The organism is Paenibacillus sp. JT31N11, assembly GCF_056269285.1.
On record NZ_JBWDNQ010000006.1, the window covers coordinates 427,403 to 447,976 of the forward strand.

A 20,574-nucleotide genomic window follows, 5' to 3' on the forward strand; every position below is an offset into this window, starting at 1 on the left:
CGCATGCGCAGCCTGATTTTTTCACCGGGCTTTAAGGAGCTATCTTTTGACTCTATTCAACAGCGTAATAGAGCTTTCCATGCTATACTAATCGGGAAAATGAATAGATTGGAGGAATATGGTATGCGATATCGGAATTTGGGAACAAGCGGATTGGAAGTCTCGGTGCTGGGATTGGGAACGAATGCATTCGGTGGACGGGCAGACAAGGAAACATCGATTCGGGTGCTGCATCACGCTGTTGACAACGGGATCTCGTTTATTGATACCGCCAACATCTATACAGGCACCAAATCGGAAGAGATTATTGGCGAAGCGTTCGAAGGACGGCGCCATGAGGTGATCCTTACGACCAAAGTGGGCATCAAGCGCGGAGAAGGTCCGAACACCAGGGGGTCCTCGCGTCAGCATATTTTCAAAGAACTCGAAGAAAGTCTGCGCCGCTTGCGGACAGACTACCTGGACCTGTACCAGATCCATGTTTTTGATCCGAAGACCCCGCTTGACGAGACGCTCCGCGCTCTGGATGATCTCGTTACATCCGGAAAAGTAAGATACGTCGGGGCTTCGAATTATGCCGCGTGGCAAATGATGAAATCCCTGGCGATCAGCGAAAGTCAGCATCTGATCAAGTATATATCGGTTCAACCCGGCTATTCGCTGGCAGACCGCGGCGTGGAGCGGGAGCTTATTCCGTTCTGCGTGGATCAGGGAATCGGGGTCATTCCTTATTTTCCGCTGGCAGGTGGAATTCTGACCGGCAAATATTCGGGAGGCTCCGTTCCGGACGGCTCGCAGCTGGACAAGAATCCCAACTTTGCAGGGCGGGTAAGCTCCGCACGGGTGCAGCTGGGCGAGCAGGTGGCCAAGATCGCGGTGGAGATCGGAACATCTGCAACAGCGCTCTCGCTTGCCTGGCTGATGCACCAGCCTGCGGTAAGCACCGTCATTGCCGGCGCGACCCGTGAATCGCAAATCGACGAGAATTTGAACGCGGTGAACCTCGATCTCTCTGCGGACGTTCTGCAAGCGCTCGATGATATAAGCAAAGATTTTATCTACTCGCCTCCGTTTTGAAGCATACCGTGCCGGAACAGAAGTCTGAATTGCGCGTGAGCTAGTGAAATTTAGTTTCCTGAATCAGGGTACCCTCGGGTGCCCTGCATTTTTCTAAAGGTGCCTGCCTGAGAGGAGCTAAGTCAATGAGTAATGTCCAAATCAATGAACAATCGCTAGCCAAGGTATACGAACAAATTCCAACCAGCCGCTATTTGACTGAGAGCCATAAAGGGCCGTATTACACAGGAGATTACAAGCTGGGCCTTAACTTATACAGCTTCAGCCATAATTTGTTTTCGTGGCTGCAGGGCAAGCCGGACGGCGCGCCTCCAGTAGACACAATGTCGCTGATTCGGTATGCCAAAGAGGCGGGCTTCGACTCGGTGGATATCACCTGCTACTTCATCCCCGGCTATGAGAATTTCACGCTGCCATCCAAACCGGATGAGGAAATCTATGAATATGCCCGAACTATTAGAAGGCTATGCGATGAGCTGGGCCTTGAAATAAGCGGTACGGGAATCAAGAACGATTTTGCCGATCCCAGCGCCGAGAGACGGGCAATGGACATTGAGCGCATCAAATATTGGATGGATGTCGCGGTCGTGATGGGGGCGCCTGTCATGCGGGTGTTCAACGGAGAAATCCCTGCAGATATTCTAGGCACGAATTGGGAAGCGGTTGCAAAGGAAAGAATTGTCCCTGCTCTGATAGAGTGTGCCGAGTATGGCGCGCAGCGGGGAATCAGGATCGGTATGCAAAATCATGGAGATATCACCTCGACTGCCGATCAGGTCATCCGGATTCTGCAGTGGGCCAATCACCCCAATCTGGGTGTGGTTAACGATACGGGCTGCTACAAAACGTTCGGAGCACCCACCGGTGAAGGCTATGCCTGGTATGATGACATTGAAGCCGTTCTCCCCTACACGTATAACTTCCAGGTCAAGAAATTGCCCGGCGGACTTCATACGGAGACCGTAACGGACTTGGACGAGCTTTTTACCCGAATCCGGTTCAGCGGGTATAGAGGCCATATTCCATTGGAGACGATATGGGCGAACTCGGATGCAAGTCATCCCAAAGCGCTCTCCGGGCCTCCTTATGATCAAGTCCGCGGGTTTCTTGAACAGATCCGGGCTGCGATGAATCGTACGAAGGTGCAAAAGTGATCGTCTAAGGGAGGAAGCATAATGAACAAGCGGATTGGTTTTATCGGATTAGGCATTATGGGCAGGCCGATGTCCCTGAACTTGATCAAGGCAGGCTATCAGTTGACTGTATATGATATTAATCAGGAAGCGATAGATCAATTAGTTCTTGCCGGCGCCGCGGCGGCGAATTCTCCCCAAGAGGTTGGCGAAAACAGCGATATTATCATTACCATGGTTCCAAACTCGGGGCATGTCAGAGAAGTGGTGCTGGGAGATAACGGGGTTATCAAGGGAGCGAAGGCAGGAGCGGTTATCATTGACATGAGCTCGATTACGCCCGTAGCTTCCCGGGAGATTGCAGGCGAGGCGGCCGGGAGCGGCCTGCATATGCTGGACGCGCCGGTGAGCGGCGGGGAACCGAAAGCGATAGATGGAACCTTGGCCATTATGGTGGGCGGCCGGGAGGATATTTTCGAGAATGTAAAAGATGTCTTGAACGTGATGGGACAAGATGTGATCTTGGTAGGCGGGAACGGTGCGGGCGCAACGGCGAAGCTGGCGAATCAAGTCATGGTGAATTTGAATATTGCCGCCATGTCCGAAGCCCTCGTGCTGGCTGCAAAAGCCGGAATCGATATCAATAAGATGTATCAGGCCATTAGAGGGGGACTTGCTGGAAGCGCTGTCCTGGATGCGAAGCTGCCGCTGATTCTGGAGAGGAACTTCGTCGCAGGCGGAAGAATTGATATTAATTTGAAGGATATCGCCAATGTGATGGAGACCGCCCATGAAATCGGTGTTCCGCTGCCCCTGACAGGTCAGCTTTTGGAGATCTTCCATGCCTTAAAGGTCGATGGCAAAGCCCATCATGATCATGGGGGCATCGTGCAGTATTATGAGAGATTGGCGAACGTCACCGTAAGCGGCGCGGAGGAGCGGCAATGAGGGAGGGGGGCAAGGAGCTGTCCTATTCCACGATCCACTCGCAGCTGCCGCCGGTATGGCAGGGGGATAATCTTCGGGAGCAAATCAGGCAGGCCAATCAATCCGGCAATCGGAAGATCATTGTATTGGATGACGATCCGACAGGCGTTCAAACGGTTCATGATATTGACGTCCTGACGGAGTGGGACAAGGAGCTGCTGCGCGAGGCGTTTGATAATCCGGAGACGGTCTTTTATATCCTGACCAATACACGCGGCGTAGAAGCGAGCGAAGCGGAGCGAATAAACCGCGAAATTGCCCGGCATGTGCAGGAGGTGGCGGATGAAACGGGAAAGGGTTTTGTTTTCGTCAGCCGGAGCGACTCCACCCTGCGCGGATATTACCCTTTGGAGATCGATGTTTTATCTTCGGAGATACACGGCTTAACGGGCAAAGCTTATGATGGACATCTGCTGGTTCCGGCCTTTTTCGAGGGCGGGCGCGTAACCTACCGGAATACCCATTACCTTCTGGAAGGCGACACGCTGATTCCGGTTCATCAAACCGAGTTTGCCCAAGACAAGGTCTTTGGCTATGAACATGGGGATTTGACGGAATGGGTCGCGGAAAAAACTGAGGGACGGTTTCAGCCGGAGGATTGTACGGTCATCACCTTGGAACAGCTTCGCCGGGGGCCCGCCGCAGTAGAAGAGCTTCTTCTCCGGGTTGAAGGAAATGTGCCGGTGATCATCAACTGCATGTCCTATGAGGATCTCGATGTTCTTTCCCTTGCGCTCTTGCAGGCAGAGAAGCAGGGGAAAAGGTTCATCTTCCGGACCGGAGCCTCTTTCGTTAAATCGTATGGGGGCATCGGGCATCTGGACTATCTGCCAAGAGAGCGGCTGACAGCGAAGGGACAGGAATCCCACGGCGGGTTGGTTGTTGTCGGGTCCTATGTGCAGAAGACCACGCGCCAGCTGGTGCAATTGCTGAGCGGCACCGATATATTCCCGTTGGAAATGGAAGTTGGGCGGATTTTGCAGCCTCCTGAACGGGCGGGCGAATTGAACCGGCTGATTTCAGAGGTGAACCAGCGGCTGGCTCAGGGGCAAAATGTCGCGGTATACAGCAGCCGCAAACTCGTAGCATCGAACAACAAGGCGGAGAATATGAAAATCAGCCAGGCGGTATCCGCGGCCCTCGTGGAGCTCGTGCGCTCCCTGCAGGTCATCCCCAAATTCATCATCGCAAAAGGCGGGATTACAGCAAGCGATGTCGCGACGAAAGGATTGAACATCCGCAAAGCGAGAGTGCTCGGACAAGTGTCTGCAGGCGTGCCTGTCTGGCTGACCGGTGAAGAAGCGAAATTTTCCGGAGTTCCTTACATCGTTTTCCCTGGAAATGTAGGGGATGACCGAACGCTCCTGGAGACGGTCCGGAAGATAGAGGGTCAGCTGATAGAGTAGAATTGGAGTAACCATTCGAGCTGGACTTGGGCTGCTGCGGCAGCCTGATGTCCGGCTCTTATTTGTCTTTGCCGGTTATGTTTGACGAAATCAGTGCTGCAATTCGCTCTTTTTTTTGCTGGAGGAACTCCGGTTCTACAGGATGATGGGCAGAGGGGATAAATGGTAAGGACAGAGCATTACGCAAACCTGTTTATTTTGATAAACTGAAGCAATAATAAGGCTTGCTTTAAGAGGAGGAATATGACGGTGCCATCATTTGCGCGTACGGATTCAATCGGAGTCATTCAAGGGGACATCAATGTTTTTCAGGCCAAACCGGAGGATACGGAGGCTGTATTGCAGCTGCTCGTCCGCACGGCCGAATGGCTGCGGAGCAAAAATTCCACGCAGTGGAGCGGCTTGCTGCAGGGCGAGGATTCCCACCGGACACCGGAGGCCATCAAGCGCGGCGAGGTTTATATTTTCATGCAGGGAGAAGTATTGGCGGGCATGGTCATGCTCATGCTGAAGGAGAGCGCCTGGGACAGGGAGCTGTGGGGGAAGGAGGGTCATGAATCCTCCGTCTATCTGCACCGCCTTAATATCAACCGGGAAGCCGCGGGTACTAATCTGGGTGAAGCTATCGTACGCTGGGCCGGCTCCGGCATTCATTTTGCGGGCAAGGACCGGATCCGGCTGGACTGCATCGCGAATAATGCAGTGCTGAACCGGTTCTACCGGACCTGCGGCTATGAATATATAGGGCTGGCCTCCAATTCCATGGGAGAATTCAGCAAGTATGAGAAGCGGTATGACTGAACGGGCTTGCCCTTGCCAGAGGATGTGCGCCATTATCTGTCATGGGTTTCATTTCTGTCCGAGTATGAGGGGCTTAAGGCAGACATCGATAATCGGAGTTCTATGAGCTGCTTCCGGCACTTACCGCATTATTCGGCTGCTGCCGTGGGACGGCAGTATGCCGCGTTAAATTGAAGATGAGGAGCAGAGGCTGCCCGCCGTCAGGTCTTGATCGACCTGAGGGGCAGTTTTTTTGACCTTATAGAATTTATAGTTTCACCCCTGCAAATGCAGGAGATATGCCTCTTTATGTTGAAAATCTAAACGTAGATAGAAGAACTGAGTTTTATTACTCGAGAATATGGCAGGTAAAGAACATGACGATAATAAAGGATTTTGTGCTGCAGCTGACGCTTATAGCACTGCCTATGTTTATTTACCATACATTTGTCAACGACAGGCTAAAGAATGATAAAACTCAGAGGTTGGTATTGTCAGCTTTATGGGGACTCTCGCTTATATTTTGCATGTCCTTTCCCGCGATTGCTTCAAATTACCGATTGGACATAAGGATCATTCCTCTGCTGATGGGGACGTTATACGGTGGATTTGGAACAGGTGTAATCCTGGCAGTTCTTGTCATCCTATATCGGCTTTATATTGGATTTGACACCGGGTTTTATACGACAGTTCTTGCCTTACTTACCGCTATGCCTGTTATATTATATTTCCAAAAGCCCTTTGAAAAAGCAAAAAAAGCCAAGAAGGTCAAAATTGCCATCTTTCTTTCTCTTTTCTATACGCTTGGTGGCATTACCTGGTTTTGCACGCTTAGAAATGTTTCGTGGGAAAGCCTTGGCGTACAAGCTGTTCACCTTGCTTTTATATTGCTCGTGATCTGGTTCTTCACCACCTTAAACGAAAATATGAAAGAGATTCATCAGCTCCGATTAGAGGTGCAAAATGCGGGGAAGCTGCAGGTCATCAGTGATTTAACCAGTGTTTTCGCACATGAAATAAGGAACCCCATGCAGGTTACCCGCGGTTTTCTTCAGCTTCTGAACGAGCCTGATCTAACGGATCAAAAGAAGAAATATATCCGGTTATCCATTGAAGAATTGGACCGTGCGAACGAAATTATCAATGACCTGCTGTTATTCGGAAAACCCTCAACAAACTGCACGGAAAGAGTAAATGTGGGAAATCTGCTGCAGCGTATCCTGAATATACTCGACAGCTACACGACATCTCAAAATGTTACGGTCACTACGGATATCAATGATGATTGCTGGACAAATGCGGTTCCCCAAAAATTGAATCAATGTTTGGTTAATATCTTGAAAAATGCCATTGAGTCCATGCCAAATGGGGGAACGGTCTGGGCAAGCTGTGCCCCAACGGGCGATGGACAGATACAAATCAGCATTAAAGACCAAGGGATCGGTATGACAAAAGAGGAGATTGACAGGCTTGGTTCACCCTTTTATTCCCTGAAAAAAAGCGGTACAGGATTAGGCATGATGATCAGTTTTCAAATAATCCGGTCCTTTCACGGCAAAGTTCGGGTAACCAGCGAGAAAAACATTGGGACAGAGATTGTTATTCTACTGCCGAAAGCAGGCTGAGACGAAGTGCCGGTGCATGAATGGACCATTGACTCTCGGCCGTCACGATTTGGTCGTTATATTGGGAGTGCCGCATCCCTGGTTTAATTAAAGCCTGATTGTTACAAAGCAGTCTTCTCCGGAAGCAGCACCGCAAATTCAGCGCCGCCTCCGACGGCGTTCTTGACTTCAATCCCCCCACCGTAGGCAATCACGATTTGCCGGGCAATCTCAAGACTTAAGTCCCGCTCCTGACGACTTCCGTTCTTTCGTGCCAACGCGATAGAAAAGGTCTAATACGGTCTCTCCATACAAAAAGCATGAATTCTCCAACTGTTCTACACATTCGTCTCGTACACTAATGATCAAACCGAAACGAAGGAGAACAACCGCTATGTGAATCTGGCTGCTGATTGAATATGAGATGACTTTTTTACTTGTGTTTTTTTGGTGGATGGCTTATGCAAAAGCCAAAGGCTTGCTTCGTTCACAAACAGAGGCCGCTTTGCGCTCCAATATCCGAAAGGTCCATCTATGGCTGTACACGGCGATAGCGATGACCGGGATCAAAGCGGGCGCGGCCATTATGCTGTGGTCGACGGATTGGGCATACGTGGAGGATAAAATTATGATCCAGCTTCCGCTGTTTCTGTTATCCATTGCCGCCATTTTCACATTCTCGCTGCCGTTCATAAAAGCCGCTGCTGCGGACTCCGCCCCGTCCATGGAAGGGCAGCTGCAGCAAGACCTTCGTTTGCGGCTTTACGATCCGGTTATTACGATTCCGTTCGCCGCGGCTTTTATAGCCTCTGTCGTGAACTGCCTGCATATGCTGCTCTTCTCGCAATCGCCGCTCCGGTTTGGAACATTGTTTTTGATATGGGGCGGATTCGGGGTCTGTGCTGCCATTCTATGGTATATGAAATCAAGAGTCTATGAACGTATAGCCGCAAGTGGTATATTCCCGCCAATCCAATCGCATCGCCAGAGGCTTGTGAGAACGGCAATCGTAAGTCTGTCCATTGCCGCCTTGCTCGCAATCATTATTCTAAGCGGCATGAACGCTTCGCGATTGCCGGATCGTATCAATATGGCAGATCGTGGCGGCCACCCGCAGCACGGGGCAGATCCAGCTTCCATAATCAGTGTGGACAGCTTGAATGGCCCGCAGAGCGGAGCACCGGATCGCATATGGCGCATTGGTTGTGGAAACCCAAGCTTCGGATAAGATCGATATGTGGATCTGCTGTGATCTCGCATCAGCATAGAATGAGCAATGGAACGAGCGTCGCACCCGGATTGCCAGGGGAGATGCATCTGAACGAACGGCTACGGCCAATCTACCAGAGTGACACGGGGGAGGATTGCTGCGCCAATTCTACCCGGTTGCGTCCGCCTCTTTTGGCTTCGTACAACGCCGCGTCCGCGGCCCGGAGCAGCGATTCGAGCGTATCGCCATGCTCGAAGGATTGCGCGGCGCCGAAGCTGGCGGTCGCCGTAATCGTCCCGTGATTCGTGACCAGGGGCTCGTTCTCCAGACTGGTCCGGACCAGCTCTGCCAGCCTGCCTGCTTCCTGAAGCGTAGAGGAGGGCAGAGCCAGCACGAATTCTTCGCCCCCGTAACGGGCGAACAGCATATCCTGCGTGATCACCCGCCGGCAGACCGTCACCATATGCACGATCACCTGGTCGCCGGTTTCATGGCCATAGGTGTCGTTGACCTGCTTGAAGTGGTCGATGTCAAACAATATAAATGACGCGGGCTGATCCTGGAGATGAGCCTGCAGCAGCATTTCCTTGCTTTGCTGGATAAAGTGCGTACGGTTATAGATTCTGGTCAAGCCATCGTAGTAAGCGAGCTGCTTGAGCTGATCCTGGAGCAGCCGCTGTTCCGTGACATCGATCAGCATGAGCAGGCTTCCCGCCCGTTCGCCGCCGCGGCTTCTGACCACGGAGGAGCGGATCTGGTAGTAAGCGGTGGTGCCGTCCTCCGTCCTGATGCTGGCTTCCTGCACACTGTCCGTGCTTTGTATATCCGGAAAAGGCGAGCCTGTCAGCCGCGTCCAGCCTTCATCCAGCTTTCTGCCGATCATCCCGATGCTCAGCCCCGGAAGCATTCGGCTTACGGCGCCATTGAAGTCAATAAGCCGCTCCGCTGAATCCAGAACGATTACCCCTTCCCGCATACTTTCAAAAATGCTTTCCTTGGCAATCGGCACAATTGTCAGCATCCTCGTCGTTACGATCGCCCATATGTACATCGAGGACGTGATACAGACAACGAGAGGCACAGGGTCCATGCCCTCGGGCGTGAGCCCCATAAGATAGATGAAAGCGGATATCATGGGGATGAACTGTCCGCAGATGAGCGTCGCCAGCTGCTTGCGGTAGGCTTTCTTGGTTGCTTTCCATTCCCTGGCAAGCAGCACGACTCCGGCGAGCAAGCATCCGAAGGTGAAGGCCCCATGCACGATATACCACTCTCCGATGACCACATCGGTTGCGTGAAGCGGAGAACCTGCTCTGAGCTCCAGAGATTTATAGAATAAATGGTGGAAGTCATTAGTTGCCACCATCCCAAGCGTAATGACGGGAATAACGAACAGCAGCGCCGCGGTCATGCGTGAAATCGGCCTGTCTATGTATCGCAGAATAAGCATCAGGCCAATCACAGGGGCGAATGAGATTCCGATATATTCCACAATCGTCCATCCTTTGATCGCTGCAAGCGTGGTGCTTGACATCTGGAAGGCGTAAGCGAATATATAAATGGCCTGTACCGTCATATAGATGATAAACGTACGCGCACCGGGTATTTCCTGCTTTTTGAAAAATGCATAGAAGCCTAGAAAAATGCAAAGTACGCCCGAAGTTGCGATCAACGAAATATACATCGTAATTTGGGATCCCATAATCTTTTTCCCCATTATCATTATAGTTTGTTGGCAGGGCTGAAAAAGTCGAATCAGGGGGGAACTTGCGGATAGCACAATCTTACCATATTGGACGTTCAAACTGTAGATTCGACGCGGTGGTCCTTACCAATGAAAGACTGTCACAAAAAAAGCCTGTAAATCGTTTTATATGCAAACTGATATAAGGTGATTCTGATCGGCAAAGCTTGGCTGGCCCATGAGAACATTCACTTCGGATCCGGCGAGTGATAAAATAAGGCAATCAGCTGTAGAGGACAAGATTGGAAGTGGTAAAGTGCAGGAGTTATATGCGCAGTATAAAGGGCTGCTGTTTGCGCTTGCTTATCAGCTGACCGGATCGGCTTCCGATGCGGAGGACGTTGTGCAGGATGTATTCGTGAAGGTGTACGATGTGAAGCCGGAGGGTTTGGCTGAGGAGCCGAAAGCCTATTTGTGCAAAATGGTGACGAACCGCGCCCACGATTTGAACAAGTCGGCCCGCAAGCGGCGGGAGCGGTATTTTGGAGAATGGCTCCCTGAGCCCATTCCAACCTCAGATGATGAATTGCTCGAATCGGTTGTCCGCGGTGAGCTGTTATCTTATGCCATGCTCGTGCTGCTTGAAAAGCTGTCTCCGTCGGAGCGGGCGGTGTTCGTGCTCCGTGAAGCGCTCGGCTTCGAATATCCCGATATTGCCGGGATTGTGGGCAAAAGCGATGCGAACTGCCGCAAGCTGCTCAGCCGTGCGCGCGGCAAGATGGGAATCGGTCCGGATGAGACGGTCCATTATGAAGCTGCGGGCGAAGAGTGGGTCCGCCAGTTTCTGGAGGCCCTCGAGCAGAATAATGTGGATTCGGTCGTAGCCATGCTCGCCAAGGATGTCGTGCTGGTCTCCGATGGCGGAGGAAAAGCATTCGCCGCCGTCCATCCGATCGCATCAAGCGATTTTGTCGCAAGATTCCTTCTCGGTCTCATTCGCAAGGCTCCCCATTACGAGGGAGGCGTGCGTATCGAGGTAAGGGATATCAACGGCCAAACAGGACTGGTTGTCCATTCTGGCGAAGGCATCGAAGCCGTTGGGCTTATGCATGTCGAGGGTAATTTGATCCGCAATATTTATATGATCCGCAACCCGGATAAGCTGGGGCGTTTATAAAGTGTCCTCCCAACATTGGCAGGAAACGGAAAGGAACGAAATCAAGCAGGCATCTTTTGCGCACTTATCTGGTGCAAAAGATGCCTGTTTTTGCTATGCAAAAGGCGTCGGGAGGGCGATAGCCGATTCTTCCCGCAATAACTGAATGTGAGCAATATATTACCATAAAAGGTAGAACTTAAATGTAAAATGGAAGAATAGAAGCTTGTAGGTATTTTATAAGTAATTGTATAAATGCGAAGGCTTGACCGCATCGCACGGCCCGCTTGATCAGCAGAAAATAAGGAAAGTCCGTACGTTCCGACTCTTCTTGCCTTGTAGCTATGAAAGAATAGCATTACCCCTGCGTTTCCAACCCTGCCTCTTTGCAAAGCTCTACCAATTGATGAACCCCATAGATTTGCCGGCGGTTGCGCTCATGGATGCTTAACAGGGCATCCTCTGTAACTCTTTTGGCTTTCTCCATGCTATGATGCTCCACGGCCTGAACAATTTCCCTCATATTATCCAGAAAATAGACGGTCCGCCTCAAGGTGCGGATGAGCAGAATTTGTCTGATATGCGTGGACGTAAAAACCCGGTAACCGTTCTCGGGATCCCGGTCCGGCGTCAGCAGCCCTTCCTTCTCCCAGTGCCGGATAGCCGAGGCCTGCACATCGGTTAGAGCGGCAGCCTCGCCGATGTTCATCCTGTTTTTCAGCTTCTTGCCAGCCAGGATGGCGAGCTCGGAATCCTGCAGCAGCGCAAGCGTCTGGTCGGCTACTTCTTTTTCATGATGCAGACTTGCCTGCTCCTTGTTGACCAGCCAGAAGGCGGAGTCCATATCCGATTTCTGAATATGGCGCAGCACGTCACAGGTGACGGCAACGCCAAAGCCGGCGAACATGGTGCGGAGACAGCGGAAATAAGCCAGATGCACCGCCGTATAAAGCCGATAACCATTCGCGGCTCGTTCGGGGATCGGCACAACCCCCCAGGATTCATAATGGCGCAAAGCGCTCGTACTGATGTGAAGCTCTCTGGCAATCTCATGGGGCTTATAGTAGCGCATATCCCGTCCTCCCCTTGGTATACGTAGATTTAAACTTACCAAAACGGTTTGTTTTAGGCAAACCTTTGGGCAGAATCCTATAGTAAAAAGGATAGCATTCCCCGAAAAAACTCCGCAGCACCCAAAGCCCAATGGAGCGCTTTTTCCTCGGACAGCTGCCCTATGCGATTTCCTAGCCTGCTTTTTTCTCCAATCAAAACGATGGAAATCCAATCGTTGTGATATGGAACTGCTTACATTCAAACCCTATAATGAGTGCAAAGGGGTGACATAATGTTTGCGAGACTGACAAAATACCGCTGGCAGTACACGATGATTGTACCGGCCGTTGTCCTGCTGTTCTTGTTCAGCTATGTTCCGATGGTCGGCATTCAAGTAGCGTTCAAAGATTTTCATATCGGCCTTACGATGTGGAATAGTCCATGGGTCGGATTTGAAAACTTTTCTTTTTTGCAGGATGACCAGTTCTGGGTTGTGGTAGGCAACACACTTTATATCGCCGTGCTCAAATTTGTTTTCGGTTTCCCTGCACCCATTATTCTTGCGCTCCTCATTAATGAGTTGAGACATACCGGCTTTAAGCGAATCGTCCAGTCAGTCAGCTATCTGCCCCACTTTTTCTCCTGGATCGTCGTCGCCTATATGCTGCAATCCCTGCTCACTCTGGACGGGGGGATCGTCAACCAGCTGATTGTCAATATGGGCGGCGAACCGGTCTTCTTCCTCGGATCGACGGAATGGTTTCGTCCGATGATTGTGGCGAGCGGCTTGTGGAAGGAAGTCGGCTGGAATACGATTTTGTACCTGGCGGCCATCACCACGATCGATCCGCAGCTCTATGAAGCGGCCAAGGTTGAGGGAGCCGGCAAGCTGGCGCAGATGCGCAGCATTACCCTGCCCGGCATTTTGCCTACGATCTCCATCGTACTGATCCTGAGTATGCCAAGTCTGATAGCCGTCGGGATGGATCAGATCTATCCGCTTATGAATCCGGCCAATCAGCCGGTAGCGGATGTGCTGGACACGTACATTCTTCGCAGCGGCCTGCAGCAAGGTTATTTCGGTATGGCAACGGCGGTCGGTCTGCTTTCCTCCATCGTCAGCTTGATCCTGGTGCTCTGTACGAATCAGCTGTCACGGAAATTCAACGGGGAGGGGCTTTGGTAAGCAATGAAACGTTCAGCAAGCGACAAGGTCAGTCAGATTATTATCATTGCGCTGATGCTTCTATTGTGTGCATCGGTCATCTATCCGTTCATGTCCATGCTTTCCATTGCTCTGAATGTGGGGAGCGATGCGGCCAAAGGCGGCGTCTATCTGTGGCCGCGGAAATTTACGCTTTATAACTTCGAGGTGGTTCTCGGCAATTCCGTCATCCAGCATGCCTATCTGATCACGATTGCCCGTACCATTATCGGAACGATTATTGGACTGCTCGTAACGATTCTGGTCGCGTTCGGCTTGTCCTACCGGCAGCTGCCGTTTCGGCAGGTTATTCTCAGCTATATCCTGATCACGATGCTGTTTAGCGGCGGATTGATCCCTTTATATATCCAGCTCAACGATTTGTCCTTGCTCAACTCGTTCTGGGTGTACATCATTCCATCCGCGTTCTCGGCCTGGAATATGTTCGTCATGATGAAATTCATTCAGGGCATTCCCGAAGCGCTGACCGAATCGGCGGAAATTGACGGCGCGAATCCCTTCCGGATTCTGCTTATCATTATTTTACCGCTCTCCAAGCCCATGCTTGCGGCACTCGGATTGTTCACCGCTGTCTGGCACTGGAATGACTGGTTTGCCGGAGCCTTCTACGTCTCGGACCAGAATCTCATCCCTGTCCAGACGTTTCTGCAGCAGCTTTTGTCCGCGCAGGACATATCGGCGGTTCTTGGCTCGAATAATAATCAGGAGGCGCTGGCCAGAGGCTCGATGATTTCCAATGTCACCTTGATGTCCATCAAAATGGCAACCGTCATGGTCAGCGCGCTTCCGATTCTTTGTGTCTATCCGTTTTTGCAGAAGTATTTTGTCAAAGGAGTCCTGATCGGCTCTGTCAAAGGGTAAGAGAAAAGCGGCGGGTATAAGGAAACATCAAATACCAAACGAGAAAAGGGAAGGGGAAGCAATTCATGATTATACGTAAAAAGAGAGCAAGATGGCTGGGAGCCATGACCCTTGCGCTGCTTATGTTTCTGGTGGCGGCATGCTCGAACGGCAGCGGAGGTTCGAATGGCAATGCAGACTCCGGCAGCGGCTCAGCCGCTGACGGCGGAACGAATGCCGCTGAGGGAGCCGGCGGGTCCAAAGCCTTCAAGCTGTGGCTCGGCTGGACGGCAACGATCAACAATGACAGTAAGGTACAGACATACTGGAGGGAGAATGAGCCGGGCATCGACGTGCAGCTGGAGGCTACGCAGGGCGATGCCATGACAGCGCTTAATCTAAAGCTGAACACCGGAGGCTTTGATGATGCGGCCATTTTTGCCCGCGGCGATGTGGTTACGTCCGCTATGATCCGGTCGAACACGGTTCTTCCGCTTGAACAATATTTTGATATGCCTGACAAATATCCCGGACTCGCGGCGATCCCCAAGCTGTATCTGGACGCGATGAAGGATAAGGACGGCCATATTTGGTCGATTCCAACATGGTTCGACCAGAATCCCGAAGATCCGTGGCCGGGCTGGGCCTCCCTTGGCTGGTTCGTCCGCTCCGACGTATTGGAGAAAACCGGTCTGACCGTAGACGATCTCAAAACGATCGGCGGCGTGGAGAAATATCTGGAACTCGCGGCGAAGCAGACGGATGAATCGGGCAAACCGCTCATTCCGCTGAGCTTCCTCTCGGATGCGAATGACGAGAACGTGATTCTGAGTACGTTCGGGGTATCGACGGCCACCGCGGGGGGCGTCATTCCGGTTCAGAAAAAGGGTGACGGCTACGAATTTATTTATGATAATCCCCAATATAAAGCCGCCTACCAATGGATGAACAAGATGTACCGTGCGAATCTTCTGGATCACGAGGCGATCACGGACAAGAGCGAGCGCTACAAGGAGAAAAACAAAACGGGACGCATCGCGATGAACGCCGGCGGATTCTTCAATATGGACGCGCATTTGTGGGAGGTTCTGGATGGACCGACGGAGCCGGCATGGTACTATGAGGCCGTTCCATACCCGCAGGTCGACGGGGTGAGCGCCATCGGCGCCAATCAGATCGTCAATCCGTATCCGGCCGATGATGTATTTATTAATAAAGACACGAAAAACCTGGAAGCCATTCTGAAATTCTTCGATTATACGCTGACGCAAAATCCCGAGCAGCAGCAGGTTGCCGCCGAAGGACCGGCCGGCGTGTTCTGGAACTGGGTGGATAAGCCGCTCGGACTATGGGTTTTCACCGATAAAAACTACCAGGAGCTGCACGATTCCGGGGACGCGGCGAAGGTCGCGAGCACCAATCCCGGTCTGTATATGGCCTCTTCCTACAGCAATGAATGGTATCCGTGGTGGAACTACGGCGTAACCGAGCCGAAGGGCCGTCAGAAAACAATCGACTTCTCTGAGCAAATCGGCAAGATGGGCGGAATCCGCATCGCCGAGCCGCAGGATATGGTGAAGGCGAAGGCGGGAGGCCTATGGGAGAAATACCTGCCTGAGCTGGAAAATGTGCGCAAGGAGTTTAAGGCCAAGTTGATCATGGCCAAGGACGACGCCGCATTCGAGTCAGCCTGGAAGGATTTCCAGGCCGCCATCGAGAAGCGCGCGCACTGGAGCGAGCTCAAGGAAGAATGGAACCAGACGCTGCAGGAAACAGCAAAAGCCTAGCGCAAAAGGTCCGGTTGAAATAAGGGAAGCAGTCGTGAAGGCTGCTTCCGATGAAGCTCGGACATCATTTTAGCTCATCAGGAAACGGGAACCGTCCAACAAGGACGGCTCCCGTTTATGCGTGCTTCACCATGCATATGATATGGTTGGTGCATGTGAAAGGAGTGCAGTGCTTTGAAATTGTGGTTGGAAAGAATGATCATCGGGTTCACCCGCGGGATGAATCTGCGCAGCAAAATTTTAATCCTGTACGGCCTGATCCTGCTGCTGCCCACACTTGTCCTTGGCGGCGGCGCTATCTATTTGGTGATCCGCAGCTTCCATCACAGCTATCTGGTTACGCTCGACGAGACAGTCCGGCAAACCGCCCGCAATGTCGATTTCGCCAAGCAAAGCTATGATTTGCTTGCCGTCCGGACGGCTACCGACGGCGAGCTGATCGCCCGGCTCGAACGGGAATATACGGATATGCCCGAGATTGTAGATACGGTTAATTATGTAGACCGGACGTTCCTGATTACGAGCAGATATTTGCCCGGTATCGCCGACTTCCGCATTTATCATACCAATGAGACGCTGGTCCAGGACGGGCAGCTGCTGTGGCGGCCGGAGGAGAGAATGCTGGCAGGCAGAGACGAGCGTTCGTGGTACAACGACGCAATGAAATCGTCGAGTCCGCTTCAATGGAGCAATGCACGCGATAATCCCAAACAGATCGTCATTACGCGCAAAATCATCAGCGCCTCGGGGAATGTGCTCGGGATGGTCTATATTCTGCTTAATTATGATGCCATTTTCGGCGAACTGCTAGACCATCCCTTCAATGGCGACGGGAGCCTGTACATTGTGGATGAATCGCGGAGGATTCTCGCTGCGTCGGACAAGGCAAGGATCGGCAGCCTTATGTTGTCAAAAGAATGGCCGGACGCCGGAGAGGATGGAGATGAGGCGGGTGTTTATGATTTGACCCAGGTCAAGGAGCTGCTGATTACTAAGCCCCTCTCCTCCCACTGGAACGTGGTGGCATTGGTTCATATGAAATATATGGGCAGTCAGAACAGGACGGTGCTGTATCTGATTGTCGGTATCACGCTCTTTTTCCTGCTGCTGTCGATCTTCCTCATGATGACCATTGTCAAAAACATCGTCCGGCGCATCCGCAAGCTGGGCAGCCGGATGAGCGATCTTTCCCGGGGCGAATTTGAAGTGAACGTCCGCAACCACGAGAAAGATGAGGTAGGCGAATTGGAGAATATGTTCAATTCCATGTCGGAGCGGCTCGGGAAGCTTGTGGAGGGCATCACGCGGGCCGGGCTGAAGGAGAAGGAGCAGGCCTTTAAGGCGCTGCAGGCGCAGGTCAATCCCCATTTCATCTACAATTCGCTCAGCCTGATCCGCTGGCGGGCGCTCGATGTGCAGGATTCCGAGCAAATTGTGATCATCGACGCGCTGACGACCTTTTACCGGCTGGCCTTGAATAACAAGATCAGCGTCATCCGGATCCGCGAAGAGCTGGAGCATGTCAAGGCTTACCTGGATATTCAGCAGCTCCGGTACCCGGACCGGATTCAGATCGAATGGGATATCGACAGCTCTGTGCTTGACTTCTATACGATCAAGACGGTGCTGCAGCCGATTGTGGAGAACTGTTACCTGCACGGGGCCATTACACGCAGGAAGAATGCGGTCATTCGCATTTCCGTTTCAAGAGAAGGCGGAAATATCCGGATGTCCGTCTATGATAACGGCCAGGGCATTCCCGGGGATATCCTGAGCGCGATTGAAGAGGGAACGCATGTAGGGAAGGGCAACGGGTTCGGGACGTCCAACATCAAGGAACGGCTTGCTCTCTATTTCGGGGAAAACGGAACGTTCACTATGGAAAGCGCGGCAGGCGAGTGGACCTTGGTTTCCATCGTATTTCCGGTTTGCCCGGAGCAGCCGACCATCAGGAGGGAACAGTAAATTGCTCAAAGTGCTGATTGTCGATGATGAGCCTTCTAATATTATAGGGCTTGTCCGCTATATCAAATGGCAGGAGCTGGGCTATGACGATCCCGTTTCGGCGGAATCGGGGGAAGAGGCGCTGGAGCTGATGGGCGAATCGTCCTTCGATGTGCTTATTTCCGATGTGTCGATGCCCGGTATGAACGGCATTGAGCTGGTAGCGAAGGCCAAGACGCTTTATCCGCAAATTCAGGTTCTGATGATCAGCGGCTATAATGAATTCGAATTTGTCCAGGATGCCATTCATGTCGGCGCGCAGGCATATGTGTTGAAGCCGCTCAAGCTTGATGAAGTGTCAAGCCGGCTGACTGCGCTTAAGATCACATTGGATAAGATGCGGAGTGTCGTCGAGCAGACCAGCGATCTGGAGAAAAAGGTATCGGGAAGTCTCCGGCTGGTGAAAGAGCGCTTCGTCAGCGATTTGATTGCGGAGATCCCCCAGACCGAAGAAATGCTCTCTTCCTGGAGCAGCCTTATGGAGCTGCCGGGAAGCATCCGGGGTCTATGGATCATGGTTATCGGACTTGATCATTTTCTGTCTTCAGGCAAGGAAGCCAAAGACAGAGTGCTTCTTGGAAGCGGCTTCAGAAAAACCGTAGACGTTGGCTTGTCCGATCTGGAGCAGCTCTACATGGCGCAGATTGCCCCGGATGAAATAACCGTTCTGCATCTGAACCCGACACCCGGGGAGCGGGTGAGGGTCGAGAGGCAGCTGCAGTTTATCCAGAAGATGATGCTGGAGCAGTACAGCGCCACGGTAACCGTCGGCTGCAGCCGGATGGGGAGCCAGTGGAACGAGGTGCCGCTGTTCTACAAGGAAGTCAAGTTCATGATGGCGCAGGCCCGTCTTATTGAAGACGGACAGATTGTCCGGCACGAGAACAGGGATTCGACAGAATTCAAGGACTTCCGCCTGCGCGAGGAGTTTATGCCAAGCGTCGTAAAGCTCATGGAGTCTGGCGACGTGAAGGCAGTCGGCGATTATATGAATCAGATCTTCGACCTGCTGCAGGCGCAGGAGACGTTTTCCTTCTCTTATGTGCAGGCGTTTGGCATGAATTTTCTCAGTGAGCTCGTTCGGACCCTTAAGCCAAGCAGCGGATCCGACGGGGAATTGAATATCCTGATGTGGCGCCGGCTGCTGGACTGCAGCAGCACAGGGCAGATTATCGAGCTTCTGATCGAGCATGTGGACCGGTATATGCTGATCGACAAGAAGGAGCACAGCAACCAGCAGCACAACCTGATCCGGAAGGTAGCCAGCTTTATCGGGGAACGGGTGCAGGAGAATTGGACCGTCAAGCAGCTTGCCGAGCAATTCAATCTGAACGCCAGCTATCTCAGCGTATTGTTCAAAAAGGAAATGGGCAAGACCATCTCCGATTTTGTCCAGGAAACCCGCATCCAGCTTGCCAAGGAGCTGCTGCAGGATCCCGGTATCAAGGTGTATGAGGTCACGGAGAGGGTCGGCATTCAAACCTCGGCCTATTTCATCTACTTGTTTAAAAAATGGGTCGGCTGCACGCCTCAGGAATACAGAGATTATCATTATTCGACCCGCGACTAGCTGCAGGCATTCCTATTCAATGAAAGGTCCGATTCTATTCTGAGCTGATCCGATAGTTGGCTCTAGCGAACATACTCCTAAGCAAAAAGAGGACGGCGCGGGGCCATCCTCTTTTTCTGCTGTTCAATGAATCCGCTATCGGGTAAGGCCAACAGGAGTCGTGCAGCCAAGCCTGCGGGACACTTCATCCGCTGCATGCTTCACCTTGAGGATCAGGGCGGGCATTTGCTCCTCCCCGAACCGTACATTAAGCCCCGCGATACTGATCGCCGCCACGATTTGATCCGAATGGTCGAAGATAGGCGCGCTCAGCTCTGCCGTATAGTTCTCAAGCTCGGAGCGGCTGAAGCTGTAGCCTGTCTGTCTGGACAGCTCCAGCGCTTCGCGCAGCTTCTCCTTGCTCAGGATGGTTCCCGAGCCGATCGGCTTCAGCTCGACCTCTTCCAGATACGCCTCTCTCTCATTCTCCGGCATAAAAGCTAGAAAAATCCGCGAGGACGCTCCCGCATACAGAGGAGCCTTCCTGCCAATTTTTGTGAACAGTCTGACGGGATGATCCGTATCCAGCTTCTCGATATAAATGGACTCATGGCCATCCTTCAGGATGAGGTGGACCGCTTCTTCAACATCGTCGCGCAGCTTCTGCATGACCGGTAGGGCAATATGCCGGATGTCCAGCCGTTCCGCGACCAAATTCCCGAACTGCAGAAACATGAGGCCAAGTGAGTATTGTCCGTTCTTATCTTTATGCAGAAATCCCATCTCTTCAAGCGATCCGATCATCCGGTGGACGGAGGTTTTGGGCACGCCGGAGTGCTGCGAGATTTCATTAATGGTCAGTCTCGTATGGGTCAAAAAAAGATTAAGCAGATCCATGGACCGGATGATAGTTTTGTTTTTATTTAACACTTTTTCCTCCTGTGCTGCGCGCTGCTTATTCATTTTCATTTTCAAAATATCGCCTATCCAGTATACACCAAAATGGCTGGGAGAATGAATCATGCCTGGTTGACATAACATAAATCGACAAAAAATTAATTTCCTCTTGATTTTTGCTG

Annotated in this window: 17 protein-coding genes; 13 read left to right on the forward strand and 4 right to left on the reverse strand. The window is 52.0% G+C overall.

What is annotated here, in order from left to right; translation table 11 throughout:
• Window positions 1-123: 123 nt before the first annotated feature.
• The 6 genes from AC0YNV_RS22520 to AC0YNV_RS22545 all read left to right on the forward strand — a co-directional run bounded on the left by AC0YNV_RS22520 (window position 124) and on the right by AC0YNV_RS22545 (window position 7,008).
• Window positions 124-1,077 carry an aldo/keto reductase gene (locus AC0YNV_RS22520; protein WP_475770006.1) on the forward strand — a complete coding sequence of 318 codons (954 nt, stop codon included), beginning with the start codon at window positions 124-126 and terminating at the stop codon, window positions 1,075-1,077.
• 125 nt (window positions 1,078-1,202) lie between these two features.
• A complete protein-coding gene (locus AC0YNV_RS22525) occupies window positions 1,203-2,231 on the forward strand; it encodes a sugar phosphate isomerase/epimerase family protein (protein ID WP_475770007.1) in 1,029 nt (342 codons plus the stop codon).
• Window positions 2,232-2,252: 21 nt separating this feature from the next.
• On the forward strand, window positions 2,253-3,158 hold the full coding sequence (gene garR, locus AC0YNV_RS22530) for a 2-hydroxy-3-oxopropionate reductase (protein WP_475770008.1): 906 nt from the start codon (window positions 2,253-2,255) through the stop codon (window positions 3,156-3,158).
• Window positions 3,155-4,603: a four-carbon acid sugar kinase family protein gene (locus tag AC0YNV_RS22535; protein WP_475770009.1), complete on the forward strand. Its 1,449-nt coding sequence runs from the start codon at window positions 3,155-3,157 to the stop codon at window positions 4,601-4,603. The genes garR and AC0YNV_RS22535 overlap by 4 nt, the downstream gene beginning before the upstream one ends.
• A gap of 249 nt (window positions 4,604-4,852) precedes the next feature.
• Window positions 4,853-5,404 carry an N-acetyltransferase gene (locus tag AC0YNV_RS22540; protein WP_475770010.1) on the forward strand — a complete coding sequence of 184 codons (552 nt, stop codon included), beginning with the start codon at window positions 4,853-4,855 and terminating at the stop codon, window positions 5,402-5,404.
• Between the two features lie 356 nt (window positions 5,405-5,760).
• Complete coding sequence (locus AC0YNV_RS22545) at window positions 5,761-7,008, forward strand: ATP-binding protein (RefSeq protein ID WP_475770011.1); 1,248 nt, start codon at window positions 5,761-5,763, stop codon at window positions 7,006-7,008.
• A 101-nt stretch (window positions 7,009-7,109) separates the two neighbouring features.
• Here AC0YNV_RS22545 and AC0YNV_RS22550 read toward each other — a convergent pair whose 3' ends face one another.
• Complete coding sequence (locus tag AC0YNV_RS22550; RefSeq protein ID WP_475770012.1) at window positions 7,110-7,265, reverse strand: hypothetical protein; 156 nt, start codon at window positions 7,263-7,265, stop codon at window positions 7,110-7,112.
• Window positions 7,266-7,441: 176 nt separating this feature from the next.
• On the opposite strand from AC0YNV_RS22550, the gene AC0YNV_RS22555 reads away from it, so the two are divergent.
• The gene (locus tag AC0YNV_RS22555; RefSeq protein ID WP_475770013.1) at window positions 7,442-8,215 is read left to right on the forward strand and encodes a hypothetical protein; all 774 of its coding nucleotides are present in this window, start codon (window positions 7,442-7,444) and stop codon (window positions 8,213-8,215) included.
• Between the two features lie 112 nt (window positions 8,216-8,327).
• Here AC0YNV_RS22555 and AC0YNV_RS22560 read toward each other — a convergent pair whose 3' ends face one another.
• The gene (locus tag AC0YNV_RS22560; protein WP_475770014.1) at window positions 8,328-9,899 is read right to left on the reverse strand and encodes a histidine kinase N-terminal 7TM domain-containing diguanylate cyclase; all 1,572 of its coding nucleotides are present in this window, start codon (window positions 9,897-9,899) and stop codon (window positions 8,328-8,330) included.
• A gap of 298 nt (window positions 9,900-10,197) precedes the next feature.
• Between AC0YNV_RS22560 and sigJ the strand changes: the two genes are divergently transcribed.
• On the forward strand, window positions 10,198-11,058 hold the full coding sequence (sigJ, locus tag AC0YNV_RS22565) for an RNA polymerase sigma factor SigJ (RefSeq protein WP_475770015.1): 861 nt from the start codon (window positions 10,198-10,200) through the stop codon (window positions 11,056-11,058).
• Window positions 11,059-11,395: 337 nt separating this feature from the next.
• Here the strand turns inward: sigJ and AC0YNV_RS22570 are convergent, their stop codons facing one another.
• Window positions 11,396-12,109: a TioE family transcriptional regulator gene (locus tag AC0YNV_RS22570; RefSeq protein ID WP_475770016.1), complete on the reverse strand. Its 714-nt coding sequence runs from the start codon at window positions 12,107-12,109 to the stop codon at window positions 11,396-11,398.
• Window positions 12,110-12,382: 273 nt separating this feature from the next.
• Between AC0YNV_RS22570 and AC0YNV_RS22575 the strand changes: the two genes are divergently transcribed.
• The 5 genes from AC0YNV_RS22575 to AC0YNV_RS22595 all read left to right on the forward strand — a co-directional run bounded on the left by AC0YNV_RS22575 (window position 12,383) and on the right by AC0YNV_RS22595 (window position 19,516).
• A complete protein-coding gene (locus AC0YNV_RS22575) occupies window positions 12,383-13,276 on the forward strand; it encodes an ABC transporter permease (RefSeq protein WP_475770017.1) in 894 nt (297 codons plus the stop codon).
• A 3-nt stretch (window positions 13,277-13,279) separates the two neighbouring features.
• A complete protein-coding gene (locus AC0YNV_RS22580; protein ID WP_475770018.1) occupies window positions 13,280-14,176 on the forward strand; it encodes a carbohydrate ABC transporter permease in 897 nt (298 codons plus the stop codon).
• 65 nt (window positions 14,177-14,241) lie between these two features.
• Window positions 14,242-15,942, forward strand: coding sequence for a type 2 periplasmic-binding domain-containing protein (locus AC0YNV_RS22585; RefSeq protein WP_475770019.1), 1,701 nt, complete (start codon window positions 14,242-14,244; stop codon window positions 15,940-15,942).
• 174 nt (window positions 15,943-16,116) lie between these two features.
• Entirely contained in the window at window positions 16,117-17,907 is a 1,791-nt protein-coding gene (locus AC0YNV_RS22590; protein ID WP_475770020.1) for a cache domain-containing sensor histidine kinase, read from the forward strand.
• Window positions 17,908-17,917: 10 nt separating this feature from the next.
• The gene (locus AC0YNV_RS22595; RefSeq protein WP_475770053.1) at window positions 17,918-19,516 is read left to right on the forward strand and encodes a response regulator transcription factor; all 1,599 of its coding nucleotides are present in this window, start codon (window positions 17,918-17,920) and stop codon (window positions 19,514-19,516) included.
• A 135-nt stretch (window positions 19,517-19,651) separates the two neighbouring features.
• On the opposite strand, the gene AC0YNV_RS22600 is transcribed toward AC0YNV_RS22595, so the two are convergent.
• A complete protein-coding gene (locus AC0YNV_RS22600; RefSeq protein WP_475770021.1) occupies window positions 19,652-20,464 on the reverse strand; it encodes an IclR family transcriptional regulator in 813 nt (270 codons plus the stop codon).
• Between the last annotated feature and the right edge of the window lie 110 nt (window positions 20,465-20,574).

Excerpts from the sequence above, each read along its gene's own strand:
- AC0YNV_RS22520 (WP_475770006.1), top strand. The coding sequence starts at position 124 with ATGCGATATCGGAATTTGGGAACAAGCGGATTGGAAGTCTCGGTGCTG.
- AC0YNV_RS22525 (WP_475770007.1), top strand. The coding sequence starts at position 1,203 with ATGAGTAATGTCCAAATCAATGAACAATCGCTAGCCAAGGTATACGAA.
- garR (WP_475770008.1), top strand. The coding sequence starts at position 2,253 with ATGAACAAGCGGATTGGTTTTATCGGATTAGGCATTATGGGCAGGCCG.
- AC0YNV_RS22535 (WP_475770009.1), top strand. The coding sequence starts at position 3,155 with ATGAGGGAGGGGGGCAAGGAGCTGTCCTATTCCACGATCCACTCGCAG.
- AC0YNV_RS22545 (WP_475770011.1), top strand. The coding sequence starts at position 5,761 with ATGACGATAATAAAGGATTTTGTGCTGCAGCTGACGCTTATAGCACTG.
- AC0YNV_RS22555 (WP_475770013.1), top strand. The coding sequence starts at position 7,442 with ATGGCTTATGCAAAAGCCAAAGGCTTGCTTCGTTCACAAACAGAGGCC.
- AC0YNV_RS22560 (WP_475770014.1), bottom strand. The coding sequence starts at position 9,899 with ATGGGATCCCAAATTACGATGTATATTTCGTTGATCGCAACTTCGGGC.
- AC0YNV_RS22570 (WP_475770016.1), bottom strand. The coding sequence starts at position 12,109 with ATGCGCTACTATAAGCCCCATGAGATTGCCAGAGAGCTTCACATCAGT.
- AC0YNV_RS22575 (WP_475770017.1), top strand. The coding sequence starts at position 12,383 with ATGTTTGCGAGACTGACAAAATACCGCTGGCAGTACACGATGATTGTA.
- AC0YNV_RS22580 (WP_475770018.1), top strand. The coding sequence starts at position 13,280 with ATGAAACGTTCAGCAAGCGACAAGGTCAGTCAGATTATTATCATTGCG.
- AC0YNV_RS22585 (WP_475770019.1), top strand. The coding sequence starts at position 14,242 with ATGATTATACGTAAAAAGAGAGCAAGATGGCTGGGAGCCATGACCCTT.
- AC0YNV_RS22600 (WP_475770021.1), bottom strand. The coding sequence starts at position 20,464 with ATGAAAATGAATAAGCAGCGCGCAGCACAGGAGGAAAAAGTGTTAAAT.